This is a genomic window from Ruegeria sp. AF3 (genome assembly GCF_056536285.1).
Genome location: NZ_JBQFJM010000003.1, coordinates 87,330 through 99,472 on the forward strand (window position 1 = coordinate 87,330; position 12,143 = coordinate 99,472).

Sequence of the window (12,143 nt, forward strand, 5' to 3'; positions counted from 1 at the left end):
TACCTCGTTTGGATCGAAGACGACCGTCTCCGCGGCTCCTGCCTCTTACTTCGATCCGTGTTTCTCCAAGTACTCAGCGATGACATCACTCAAACCTCTGAGAATGTCCTCGTCCAATGTTAGCCCCGTGGCAGCGACCGAGAGCTTCCCGCCCTGCCCTGTAACACTCAATTTCCGCGAACCGATCTTTCGCTGTACCGTGAGTTTCTTTGGGCTCTGCGATTTCTTTTTTGCAGGCTTGGACGGCTTTTTAGTCAGGTCGCCAAGAACCTTTTCGAGGTCACGGTGGCTGAGATCGTAGACATCTTTGCACGTGTGCAAAATCTCACCTCTAGCCGCATAGACAGCGCGACCACGTGATACCGCGCTGTTATGGACACCCACACGCTTGGCGAACTCGGTTGCAGTTATCTTCTCGTCCGGTTTGGCATCTTGTAGCCGCTCGAACATTTCGCCTATCGAAACCAGACGCTCGAAAGCGCTCAGGTTTTCACGTTCCTCATTTTCCCGGAAGCGCATGAATAGCATCTCGAACTGCTCTTCACGGGAACCCCGATGGGATTGTGGAACCAGAATGGCGCGGACAGGCAATCCCAAAGCTTCAAGGATCGCATGGCGTCGCCGACCCACGATCAACTGGAATGTCACGCCTTCTACGTTCTCGGGCTCACGTTCATCCGGTCGCCAATCAGGATCCGCTGGCCGAACATGAATGGGCGTATCTTGACCATTCTTCTCGATACTCTCTTTGAGCTTCTCGAATGCCTCTTGGTCGCGCCAATCTTCACGCCGGTCCGATCCAATCACGTCCACGATCTGAGACGGATCAATCTGCAACTCATGTCGACCCGCGAGAATGCGCTCCACGACCTGTGCGCGCTCAACGTGAAGCATCTGGCTGGCGTCTGAAAGCGCTCCGGCCTTCCAAGCACTACCAGAGCCGCCCAGTCTTGACTTAACCCCACCAACCAGTTTCGCTTCGTCTTCGTGGACCTGTTCGCTTGCACCAGATCCAGGAGCCGCAGACACATTCTCATCTGGGCGCGCGGACTTTTTCTTGAGGACCGAGCTGCTCAATGTTCGCTTCATTCGGCTTCCTCCTCGAAATTGTAGAAGTTCTGCATCCAATCCTCGGCATAGCCACGCTCAAGACCAGGCCAGAGGCGTGAGACGATGGCGTCATTCACTGCGTCAGCATTCTCGATGAACCTGTTGATGCCTTTTCGCTTGCCTGGCGTATCTGGGTCATACTCGTAGACGGACTGATAAACGTCCGACGCGTTCGAAATAGCATCGGAGCGAAGATAGAATACGGGCAGCACCTCATCTGGGCAGTTTTCGAGCAGGTTGCCGACCTGTGTGAGATCTTGCTCATTTGTTCTCTGCACGATCGTGGGCAACAGCATATGTGCCGCACCGCCCATATCGATCCGATCCGTCGCGAAAATGTGGCGCAGCATGGTGAGGAGACCAGTCACAAAGGTGGACAAGGTCGCAATGTCGAACCCCTTCATCGTCTGCGGGATAATCAACGAAGTAGACGCCATCACATTGTTCAGCTGGAACAGTGTCAGCGCAGGCTGATAGTCGATAATGATGCAGTCCAAGGTCTCGTTGAGGGCACTTTCAAGCTTCGCTTGGTCAACCCTACCGTTGCTCACCAGTTCATTCGGACGGGTGACCGGTGGATTCCCCTCTTTCCAACGATCTATGGAGTCTCTTAGGAATCTGTAGAACCGCTTTTCCGGGGTGCCCGCTCGCAACAACCTCGCGATCTGAATTTCACCTTCTGAGGTTTCGCCATGCGCAGGTACTAGCCGCACGCCCGGCCAGGACGTTTTCTTGAAAAACCCGTCAAGCGTCTCCGCATCATAGTCAGTGTAGGGGATGGATTCGTCGGTCTGAAACAGCCCCGCGAAGTCAACCATCGTCGGAGTTTCGTCATCTGGCAAAGTTGGCATTTCTTCGCCGCCGACAAAATAGAGCGTGATCGTGCTCTGCGGGTCAGCGTCCATGACGCCGACTCGCATGCCGTAGTGCAGACTCAGGTACTGAGCGAAGTGCGCAGCACTAAGCGACTTCGCCGTGCCACCTTTCTGACTTGCAAACGAAATAACGGGCAAAGGATCGTCGGGTTTGCGCCAAGCAAGAAAATGCTCAGGCCGCTTTGCTGAGGCAGCCATCAAAGCCCGGATGTGCATCAGCTCCGTCAGGGTGAAAACACGCTCGCGCCCTACATGCTTGCCGGCAGGAAAATCCTCATTGTCCTTAGCGAACTTCGTCAGATGCTGATGGCTAATGTTCAGGAAGCGAGCACATTGGCGCATCGACCAAGAGCGCTTGATGCGCTCGCGCATCGTCAACTCCTTGTTGACCGAGACCATGGTCCTGCCAAGGCCCCGCTCGAGCTCTTGAAGGAACTGTTCTATACTGCCGCCCATTACACCGCTCTCATTTCGACTCTCTCACGGAATCGCTCCGAGCTGTAAATAGCACGGTTTTTGAGGAAATGTACAGATATTGTACGCCTACAGGATTTCCGGCGCACAATATGGGCTACACCGATTGAAAATACGGACAGCAACCTGAACCGCCGAGGTGATTTTGCACGCGTGCAAAAACCTCGGAGCCTGGTGCAGCCAGACCGCCGGAGCGGTCTGGCCCTTGGCTTAGGCGGCGTCTTTCGGGCCCCAGGGGATGACGGCCTGCAGGGACAGATCGTCCTGGTTGGCGGCCTTGCCGAGGTTGGCGTTGAAGCCGTGGTCGCGGATGGTCAGCGTGTAGTAGTCGGCGCCGGTCTCCTTGTTCTGCTTCTTCCAGATGCCGCCGCACTCGACCAGCTTGCCGCGCGGGGAGCGGCCGAGGACGCGGTGCGTGGGGGCCATCGGGTTCGCGCTCGCGACGGGCTTGACCGTGATGTCGAGGTCGAAGGTCAGGGTCGAGATGGAACCGACGCCTTTGGCGGTTTTGATGTCGGCGCTGGTGAATTTGATGCAGTTCGTGGTCATTGCTCTTCTCCTTGTTCGCGTTGCAATGATGGTCACCTTGCAGCTGGCCAAGGCCCGGCCACACCGAAGGCGGAGCGCAGCGGAGAGGGGCAGGCGCCGGTCTTTTTGGCTCGCGCGGAATGGCCCGCAGGGACAGGGGAAAAAGATCGGCGACAACCTTTGTGGACGGGACGACAGCTGCGACCAGCATGTCATGCAACTCAGACAAAGGGAGAAGTGCTGTGGCCGCGAAGGAAACTGGATGAATAGCGGACAGTCAAGAACGCCAAAGCGATCCTTGCACAGTCACGCCTGATCTTTCGACACACACCACGACCCGTCGCAACGCGGCACCGGCCCGTATTCAGTTCCTCGGTCGAGTCACAAGGGGCCTCAAGCAGAAAGCGATCTGACAGGCTGGAGAAGATGAAATGCCAGGGCGAGGACACGCGTATCTGTCCCCGAAGGCTTCAATCCCGGCCGCGTTGCGAACTTCGAGGATGTCCCGTATGGCATCGCGAAACTGAGCAACGACGCATGCGACTCGGAAGATCAGGCAAAAGCTCGGGCCTGCTCAAATTCTGTTGCGTCTCGTCACATGTGAAGGGGATAAGCTGTTGGATGGCGCAACACCGAATGTGGTCACCGAGGATGGCCTGCGCAATCTGCTCTCAGATGGCTACCTCATTGAGGTGATCTGCAACCAGACCGCCGAGAAGCGCCACAACAGTTGGTATGGCTCCTGGGTCGTGCACGCGGTGACGAAGGATGGCAAGGATGCGAAGATGCTTGTCACGAGCCGTAGCGTCTTCAAATTGCGCAAGTTTAAGACGATCGTCGGATTGGTCAGTTTCCTGGCCGACATGGGCTGCCTTTCGGCGAACATCCCGCTGATCGCTGGACGACGTGAGCGCCATGAGGCTTTAGGAAGTCCCGCTACAGCGACCAGCTTGAAACACTCATCCACACACTCAGCAGTCTGACAGACCAAATCACGCAGAACTGTGAAATCATTGAGCGAACCGCACAGGGCGCTCAGACTGATGTCATGGTAGAACCGGGGCCTAAGCCCCGATCCTCTTGATGCGAATCCCGAGCTTGCGGGCCTTGTCGACGATGTTTTCGGTGATGCCCGAACCGGGGGTGGCGATCAGACCCTGCGGCATCGTCTCGAGCATCTTGTCGTTGCGCTTGAAGGGAGCGGCCTTGCCGTGGCTTTTCCAGTCGGGCTTGAAGACCACCTGGGTGACACCACGGGTATCTGCCCAACGGGCGGCGATCATCTCGGCACCCTTGGGCGTACCGCCATGCAAGAGCACCATGTCAGGGTATTTCGCATGGGTGGCATCGAGCACGGACCAGATCAGGTCGTAGGCCTGATAGTCCCCGCCCGAGAAGGCGATCCGCGTGCCTTCGGGGCAGTGCACTTCGGTCTCCTTGCGCCGCTTGGCCGAAAGATAGGCACGGCTGTCCACCACGGCGGAAGTGAGACCGCGATGCGAGACCTTCGATCCCGTGCGGGGCAGCCAGGGCGAGCCGGTGGTGGCCGAGAAATGCTCCACGGCCAGATCGCGCATCTGCTCGAAAGCGTCACGATGGTCCCAGAGCTTCAGCCCAATCATTTGGAGGCGCTCGAGTTCGACCGAGGAGACCTCGGAACCGTCCTGGTTGGCCAGACTTTCCCGAACCTCGAATTCGTTGTCGTCGAGGAGCTTCTGGATATGGGTGAGCCGGCGATGGAAGATCGAGGTGAGGGACCAGAGCATCTCTTCGAGATTGTCTTCCAACTGGCTGCCGGTGAGGAGGCCGATGGTGGTGTCAAAGAGCGTCGCTATGGCGAGCTCGACCTCGTCGGGCTGGGGCAGGGGGCGATGATCGGTCTCGCCGGGCCCGGGCGTTGCGCCGTGAAGTGCGAGGTGGTCGAGGATGGCGGAGGTCACGCCGGTCTCCTCTTGGATGTCTGTCTGATGGGGCATGGTCTGGTTCCTCTGTTTGATCTGACCCGATTTGGATGGGGCGATACCAGGACCGGCGGCGACCGGGCCGCATCCGTCAGGATCGGAGCAAAGCGGAGAATGCGCCGCGGGCCGGAAAATTGGTCCCGCGAGGAATGGCCCGAAGGGGCAGGGGAATTTTCCGGGTAGCGGCGCATTGCTGCCCGGGCGAGGGGCGCTCAGCCCCGACCCGCCGGTCCATCGCTCCCCTTATCCAAACGGGATCAGATCTAACCGGCGGAACCTTTGCTCTGTCAGGCATCCGAGAGGAGGTTGGCTGTCACTCGTCCTCGACCTTCAGACCTTGCTCTTTCATGGCCTTGAGCAGGGACCGGCGCAGCGCATCTCTGCCAAATGCCCGCAGATCGTCGTTGAAATCGTCCAACTGCGGTACAAGATCACCACCAGCAATTCCAAGCGATTCCAGATGGTTACGCAATCTCATGGATGCGTTCCGTCCAACTTCGTCATTGTCCCGCGCTATCCAGATACGCTTGATCCCCGGCGGCGGGATGAAGAGACCGAGATGGGTGGCGGTGAGACAGGAGGCGAGGTCGAACTCAGGGAGGGCAATGCCGACCGAAAGGGTATTCTCGAGACCTTCGCCGACGATGAGGTCGGAGCGGCCCGTACCGGACCAGAAACGGATGGCATGGCCGTGCAGCTGCCCCAGGATCCGTTTCGGGCTCTCGATCGCGGCCAAACCGCCGGTCGACGGGTCCAGATATGTGCGCGCACAGCCGGTGATCTGACCCCGATTGTCGGTGATCTTCGCGAGCAGGGCAGGGGCCTTTTGCGGCGGAGCGTTCTCATCCTCGCCTTGCCGCAGAAAGACCCGGGGGTGATAGCTGAGGGCCGGGCCGAGCCGTGTGATCCTGCGCCTCTGCAGATAGGTGGCGGCCAATGTGCCGAGCACCGGCTTGCCGGCGGCAAAGAGCTTCCGCGCCCGCGCGATGCGTTTTTCGGAGGCAGCATCCGGGCGCTCAGCCTTTCGGGCCGCGTGCGGGACGGCGGGGCAGGGCGATTCACCGAGGAAGGACCGGGCCTCCCTCAGCGTTTCCTTAAGCGTGACCGACCCGAGCCGTTCATGCAGCAGATCGATCAGATCGCCATATTGCCCCGTCGCGAAATCTTGCCAGGATCCGGCTTTACGACCACCCTGCGCTTGCAGCCGGATGGCGAGGCTCTGCCCCTTGGCACCAGAGGTATCGCCGACCTGCCAATAGTTGCCCTGCTTGCGTCCGTCGGGGAAATACTGGCGGCAGAAACTCTCGACCCGGTTCGCAAGATCGGCCGAGAGGTCTGCGATGCTGCGCTGCGCGCTCATGCCGCCGTATCCGCTGCGCTGGCACCAACAGGATGCACCGCGAGAACCCGCGCCAGCACCTCGATGCCATCCACCGGGATGAACACCCGCGTCTTCCATTGGATCACCTCGGTGAAACAGCCCATGGCCTTCAGAGAGGGCAGGGCCGCGCTTGACCCCCCAATGAGTTCGAGCCTCGGCTGTCCCATGACCAGCGACCGCCGCAGCTGGTAGCCCCCGAGCAGGCTGAGGGTCGTCTTCGCCTCCATCACTGCGCTGAGCACTTCCTGCGGCGTCATCTCGATCTGGCAATCGAGCCCGAGCCGCGCGTAGACATTGAGAAGCTGCTCCTGGCTGACCAGACGCCCAATAGCGCGTTCCCCATCTTCAGTCTGCAAGCGATAGATGCGCATGTTCTCAGCGGGCAGCCGGTCCCAGATTGGCAGAAGAAGCCCGCAGATCAGGGTGATTTTCGAGATGGTGAACTCTGGCACCGCCTCGACCTCGGCCTGCCAGAGCTGTTCGAACATCGCATCGTCGACCTCTTCCCAGTGCGATTTCGAAAACTCGGTGGCGGCGAGGATTTCGGTTGTCATCGGTCGCAGGAGCTTCACCCGCAGGATCGGCACGCCGTCCTCATCCATGAAGGCCGGCGCCTTCACCATCAGCGCCGCGCGTTTGGAAGTCTTGTTCCAGCACAGCGTCGCACCCTTCGTATCGGAGCAAATAGTCTTGACGCGGGGCAGGGTGAGCGGGTCGTTGCGATCGGTCCGCTCAACGGTCAGGGCGGTCGCCGTCGCCCCCGTCGCCTCATGCTCGAAGATGACCTTGCGGTCGACAATGTCGAATTTCTCGGCGCGCAGGGTCTCTAGCCCGACGTCCAGCGTGCCCGCCTGGCGCGCATCTTCAATGATGGCCGAGAGGAACCCGCCGAAAGCCTCAAAAATCGCGTCCTGCATGTCGATGCGGAGAGCGAGGCAACGGTTCAGGAACTGCTGTATCGGCGGCAGGTTTTCCTTCATCGTGCCATCCGCCTCATCGAGCGTCAGCCCGGTCATCTCCTGGAACTTCGCGTAAGAACAGGCGTCGATCTTGCCCGCGCGCAGCTTGTAGAAGAACTGCCGCAGTGCCGCGCGCGCGTAGGGGCTCTCAAGGTTGTCCTCGGCGCGAAACATGTTCTGCCCGCCGGTCTCGCGTTGCCCCTTGGTAATGGCACCAAGCGTGTCGAGGCGGCGCGCGATGGTAGAGAGAAACCGCTTCTCACCTTTCACATTGGTCGCGACGGGGCGGAAGAGCGGCGGCTGCGCTTGGTTGGTGCGGTTGGTGCGCCCCAGCCCCTGGATCGCATTGTCGGCCTTCCAACCGGGCTCAAGCAGGTAATGCACCCGGAGGCGCTGGTTCTTGGCCCCCAGATCGGCGTGGTAGCTGCGCCCGGTGCCCCCGGCATCGGAAAAAATCAGGATGCGCTTGGCATCATCCATGAAGGCCTGGGTTTCGCCGAGGTTGGAGGAGGCGGGGCGGTTCTCGACCTTAAGCCGCCCTTCGCGCGTCTTCACGATGCGCCGCTTGCGTCCGGTGACCTCGGCGACCGCATCCCCGCCGAAATGCCAGAGGATCTGGTCGAGCGCGCCCTGCACCGGGGCGAGGGCCCCAAGATGCTCGACAAGATCATCCCGTCGCCGCTCCGCCTCACGGCAGATAATCGGGTTGCCGTCGCCATCGAGGGCAGGGCGGGAGCGCAGATCGCCATTCTCGTCGGTGTAGGGCTCGAAGAGCTGCGTCGGGAAGCTGTGCATCAGGTAGTCCATGATGTTCTCCCTGGGCGTAAAATCGACCTGCAGGTCGTCCCAGTCCGAAGGCGGGATATCCTCGAGGCGGCGTTCCATGACCGCCTCGCTGGTCGACACCACCTGAATGACTGCCGAATGACTCGCCGTCAGATCCGCCTCGATGGCGCGGATCAGCGAGGGGCATTTCATGGCGGTGATGAGATGATTAAAGAAGCGCTGCTTGTTGCTCTCGAAAGCCGAACGCGCGGCAGACTTCGCTTGGGGGTTCAGCGTGCCCGTCTCAGACGAAATGCCTGAGGCCTGAAGGGCGGCCTCAAGGTTGTTGTGGATGATCTGGTAGGCATCGGCGTAGCTGTCATAGATCGCGACCTGAGCGGGGGTCAGCTCATGCACCAGCATCTCGTATTCGACCCCGGCATAAGAGAGGGACCGCGCGAGATAGAGCCCGAGCGCCTTCAGGTCGCGCGAGATCATCTCCATGGCGGCAATGCCCCCAGCCTCCATCGCGGCGACAAATTCTGCCCGCGTCACGAAGGGGAAATCGCCAGTGCCCCAAAGGCCAAGTCGCGAAGCATAGGCGAGATTGCCGACAACCGTCGCGCCGGTGGCCGAGACGTAGAGCACGCGGGCGTCGGGCATGGCGTTCTGCAGCGCGAGGCCAGCGAGGCCCTGTTGGGACGCCTTCTTGTCGCCGCGGTCGGACTTTTCGCCGGCAGCATTCGCCATGGCGTGGCTTTCGTCGAAGGCGATGACACCGTCGAACCCTTCGCCGAGCCAGGACGTCACCTGATCGAGGCGGGAGGCTTTGCCCTCGCGTTCAGCCGACCGCAGGGTGGCATAGGTGACGAAGAGGATGCCTTCGGGCAGCCTGATGTCGCCGCCCTGACGGAACTTCGAGAGCGGCACGATATCGCTTTCGCGCCCCCCGAGCGCCATCCAGTCGCGCCGGGCATCCTCGATGAGCTTGTCGCTCTTCGAGACCCAGACCGCCCGGCGTCGTCCCTGCAGCCAGTTATCCAAGATAATGCCCGCGACCTGCCGCCCCTTGCCGCAGCCTGTGCCATCGCCGAGGAACCAGCCCTTGCGCAGGCGAAAGGCCCCCTCATCACCCTCGGCCGCCGCCATCAGCTGGCCCTCGACCTCGCCGCGCTTGAACCAGCCTTTGAGATGCATCTCATGCGCATTGCCCGCGTAGATGACGCTTTCGATCTGCGGCGCGGAAAGATGCCCGTCCGCGACGAGGGTCTTCGGCAGGACGGGACGATAAGTCGGCACGGGCGGCGGGACCGAGGCCATGGCGGCGGATTGGACAAGTGCGGTCGGGTGCAACGCTGCGCCGTCGATCCGGATCGCCTGCAGGTCATAGGCCTCGTAAACCGTGTCCTGCAGCGTGCCCTCGGGTTCACTCCAGGCTTTCGGCAGGTAGTCGAGCGGGACCGTCTGGATGTCGCCGAACGGATGCCTCGCACGTTCCTCGGCGAGCGCACGGGTTTCCTTGCGGGCGGCATTGCGCAGGGCATGCAGGTTCGTACGCGTCGGGCTGGACGGAACCGACAACGCCGAACTAGTAGGGCAGGGCGGGGGGCTGCGGCGCTCCGGGCAGTTAGTCAGAACAGACGCGAGGAGATCGGCCGTGGTCGCGCAGATCGGATGATAGGCGGCCTCGATGTCGTCCGGAGCTTTCTCTTGTTCGCCGACCGTGCGCTTGTCGATCACGGTCAGCCGCGTGTCGATCGTGGTGCCATGTCGCGCGAAGACCTTGCCATCGATGGCGGCAGAAAACACCACATCGGCACTCTGGCCAATCCGCTGGAATGTCGACTGGAAGGATTTCGTCGAGGGTCGGAAGCTTTCGCCAGTGATGACGACAAGACGCCCACCCGGTGCAAGGCGCGCCAGGGCGGAAAGCACATGTTGGCTGGTTGCCTGCCGGAACCGGCCCTCGACATGGTTGGCCGCAGAAAACGGCGGGTTCATCACGATGACCGAGGGCATGATCGAGCGATCAAGCCGGTCGTCGATCGAGGCGGCATCGTGATCCGAGACGACGGCACCGGGGAACAGGTTTTCCAGCAAGGCGCGGCGATTTTCCGCAAGCTCATTCAGCGCCAGCGGAGCACCTGCAATTTGTACAAAGATCGCCAGCATGCCGGTGCCCGCAGAGGGCTCCAGCACCAGATCTTCGGCCCGAAACCCTGCCGCCTGCGCAACGATGGCTGCGAGCGGCAAAGGCGTTGAGAATTGTTGCAGACGGACGCTGTCCTCAGAGCGCCGCGTGTGGGACGGCGCTAGACCGGCGAGACGCTCGATCATGTAAAGAAAGGCCTGCGGCGAGGGTGCCTGGCGCTGCATCAGCGCGCCGTAGCGCGAAAGCATCAGGATCTGGGCGGTCTCGGCGGCCTCATAGGCGTCCTTCCAGACCCAGGCGCCACTCGTGTCGCTGACGCCGAAGGCCTCTTCCATGGCGGCGCGAAGGGCGGCGGCGTCGATGGACCTGCCTGCCTCGAACAGGGGGACGAGGGTTCTCGCAACCTGCATAAGGTGTTGGGCGAAACCCGAGGCCTCGCGTCGGGCAGGGGCTTCGGGCTCGGTTGCAAGCTGGACGGAATGGGGGTGAGCGTTCATCGGCAATCTCCGGGGTTGAGGGTTGGCCCCAAGCCCCGCGCGCACTCTCTCACCCGGGAGGGGTCACCCCTCCCGTCCTGTCTTTTGCTCTTTCATGGCAGAGCCCCGCTGCGTGTTTGTCCGATGTCAGGCCGGACGCAGATGTTGCGGCACGTCCATGGATTGATGCAGGACCCGGATCACGAATATCCTGTCCCGACCCACCTCGTAGAAAACCAGGTGCCGACCCGTGATCAATTTGCGTGCGCCCTGCAGAAGATCAGAGCAGTCAGACCCCATTTGAGGATTGGCGATCAGCCCCTGCAAGGCACGATCGATGTCGTCGAGATAGCGGTCTGCCTGCGCCGCGCCCCACTGTCGGTATGTCTCGGCCCAGATGTCGACGAGATCGGATCTTGCGGCCTGGGAGAGATGGATGTCACGCATCAGGAGCGCCGGAGCGGCGCCGCGCCTCGCGCTTGATCTCATCCATATCGAGCGGACCCGCGTAGCCGGATTGCTTGCCCTCCATCAACGCAACGCGAAGCCGCGCCCGCTGACCTTCCTGCTCTTCCATCAGACGCAAGGAAGCGCGGATCAACTCGCTAGTCGAGCCGTATCGGCCTTCTTTCAGCATCAGGGCGATAAATTCATCCCAATGGGGGCCGAGTGTCACGCTTGTGCTTGCCATTCTCATCTCCGGAATACGCATGAATAAGATATATGAGTATTGCGGGCATTTCAACTCGGGGCTGGGCTTGCGCCCTGCTCGGCGGCGGCGGGCCAGTGTGCCTCTCGCAAGTTCATTTGGTCTACAAATGCTCGTGCCTCGGACAGGCAGTCCAACTCATAGTGCCCTAAAAAACCCCAGCAGGCATCGATCTCCTCGCCGTCCTGCTCGATGACATAGCCATAGACCCGGCCGCCGAGATAGGCATCGTAGCTGACGATTTCGCCGCGCAGGATGTCTTCAGCCTTCTCGCGCAGCGCCTTGGTGACGCGTTTCACACCGAACTCTTTCCGAACCGCCTCGAGCGTCACATAGACGTAACCGACCTGACCGGAATCCCACGGGCAATGGAACCCGATCGTGTTCATTGCGAGGCCGGAATGGTCGTAGAGAAACACGGGCAGCAGGACGGACTTGCGTTCGGCGCGGTCCCGCAGCTGGTCCATCGAAAGGTCGCTCTGCGCTGAGATGCCCGAGAGATCGCGCAAGAACGCCTCGGGGCTGTCGAAGGAGTGGCTGTCACCCAGGCGGTATCGGCGGTGCCAACAAATCAGCGTGCCGAGGTTGGACCACTCCCGCGGGCTCTCAGCGTCGGGGTCGTGGTAGATCTTGATGGTGTGGCCGCGGTGGGCCTCCTCATAGACAGGGTCGTGCATATCGATGTCCTTTCTTGAAACGAAATCGACCCGCCCGGCCGGTAGTGGCTCGAGCGGGTCGATCAGAGTGCTTTCC

Annotated in this window: 10 protein-coding genes; 1 reads left to right on the forward strand and 9 read right to left on the reverse strand. The window is 61.0% G+C overall.

The window, feature by feature from the left end:
• Positions 1–45 precede the first annotated feature (45 nt).
• From ACR3FC_RS20640 to ACR3FC_RS20650, 3 genes are all read right to left on the reverse strand, one after another.
• Entirely contained in the window at positions 46–1,089 is a 1,044-nt protein-coding gene (locus ACR3FC_RS20640; RefSeq protein ID WP_480478329.1) for a ParB N-terminal domain-containing protein, read from the reverse strand.
• A complete protein-coding gene (locus tag ACR3FC_RS20645; protein WP_480478331.1) occupies positions 1,086–2,441 on the reverse strand; it encodes a ParA family protein in 1,356 nt (451 codons plus the stop codon). The genes ACR3FC_RS20640 and ACR3FC_RS20645 overlap by 4 nt, the downstream gene beginning before the upstream one ends.
• 228 nt (positions 2,442–2,669) lie before the next feature.
• Complete coding sequence (locus tag ACR3FC_RS20650; protein ID WP_480478333.1) at positions 2,670–3,008, reverse strand: DUF736 domain-containing protein; 339 nt, start codon at positions 3,006–3,008, stop codon at positions 2,670–2,672.
• Between the two features lie 596 nt (positions 3,009–3,604).
• Between ACR3FC_RS20650 and ACR3FC_RS20655 the strand changes: the two genes are divergently transcribed.
• Positions 3,605–3,970: a hypothetical protein gene (locus tag ACR3FC_RS20655; protein WP_232237211.1), complete on the forward strand. Its 366-nt coding sequence runs from the start codon at positions 3,605–3,607 to the stop codon at positions 3,968–3,970.
• Between the two features lie 81 nt (positions 3,971–4,051).
• On the opposite strand, the gene ACR3FC_RS20660 is transcribed toward ACR3FC_RS20655, so the two are convergent.
• The 6 genes from ACR3FC_RS20660 to ACR3FC_RS20685 form a co-directional block, all read right to left on the reverse strand.
• A complete protein-coding gene (locus ACR3FC_RS20660) occupies positions 4,052–4,963 on the reverse strand; it encodes a DUF2493 domain-containing protein (RefSeq protein WP_027246187.1) in 912 nt (303 codons plus the stop codon).
• A gap of 298 nt (positions 4,964–5,261) precedes the next feature.
• Complete coding sequence (locus ACR3FC_RS20665; RefSeq protein WP_480478335.1) at positions 5,262–6,308, reverse strand: DUF7146 domain-containing protein; 1,047 nt, start codon at positions 6,306–6,308, stop codon at positions 5,262–5,264.
• On the reverse strand, positions 6,305–10,702 hold the full coding sequence (locus ACR3FC_RS20670; protein WP_480478337.1) for a strawberry notch-like NTP hydrolase domain-containing protein: 4,398 nt from the start codon (positions 10,700–10,702) through the stop codon (positions 6,305–6,307). Before ACR3FC_RS20670 ends, ACR3FC_RS20665 begins: the two co-directional genes overlap by 4 nt.
• A gap of 126 nt (positions 10,703–10,828) precedes the next feature.
• On the reverse strand, positions 10,829–11,128 hold the full coding sequence (locus tag ACR3FC_RS20675; RefSeq protein ID WP_027246190.1) for a type II toxin-antitoxin system RelE/ParE family toxin: 300 nt from the start codon (positions 11,126–11,128) through the stop codon (positions 10,829–10,831).
• A complete protein-coding gene (locus tag ACR3FC_RS20680) occupies positions 11,121–11,372 on the reverse strand; it encodes a type II toxin-antitoxin system ParD family antitoxin (RefSeq protein ID WP_480478339.1) in 252 nt (83 codons plus the stop codon). Before ACR3FC_RS20680 ends, ACR3FC_RS20675 begins: the two co-directional genes overlap by 8 nt.
• 50 nt (positions 11,373–11,422) lie before the next feature.
• Positions 11,423–12,067 (reverse strand): hypothetical protein, encoded by a 645-nt coding sequence (locus tag ACR3FC_RS20685; RefSeq protein WP_027246192.1) that lies wholly within the window; start codon positions 12,065–12,067, stop codon positions 11,423–11,425.
• Between the last annotated feature and the right edge of the window lie 76 nt (positions 12,068–12,143).

Coding starts and splice junctions, on each gene's coding strand:
- ACR3FC_RS20640 (WP_480478329.1), bottom strand. CDS start 1,089: ATGAAGCGAACATTGAGCAGCTCGGTCCTCAAGAAAAAGTCCGCGCGC.
- ACR3FC_RS20645 (WP_480478331.1), bottom strand. CDS start 2,441: ATGGGCGGCAGTATAGAACAGTTCCTTCAAGAGCTCGAGCGGGGCCTT.
- ACR3FC_RS20650 (WP_480478333.1), bottom strand. CDS start 3,008: ATGACCACGAACTGCATCAAATTCACCAGCGCCGACATCAAAACCGCC.
- ACR3FC_RS20660 (WP_027246187.1), bottom strand. CDS start 4,963: ATGCCCCATCAGACAGACATCCAAGAGGAGACCGGCGTGACCTCCGCC.
- ACR3FC_RS20665 (WP_480478335.1), bottom strand. CDS start 6,308: ATGAGCGCGCAGCGCAGCATCGCAGACCTCTCGGCCGATCTTGCGAAC.
- ACR3FC_RS20670 (WP_480478337.1), bottom strand. CDS start 10,702: ATGAACGCTCACCCCCATTCCGTCCAGCTTGCAACCGAGCCCGAAGCC.
- ACR3FC_RS20675 (WP_027246190.1), bottom strand. CDS start 11,128: ATGCGTGACATCCATCTCTCCCAGGCCGCAAGATCCGATCTCGTCGAC.
- ACR3FC_RS20680 (WP_480478339.1), bottom strand. CDS start 11,372: ATGGCAAGCACAAGCGTGACACTCGGCCCCCATTGGGATGAATTTATC.
- ACR3FC_RS20685 (WP_027246192.1), bottom strand. CDS start 12,067: ATGCACGACCCTGTCTATGAGGAGGCCCACCGCGGCCACACCATCAAG.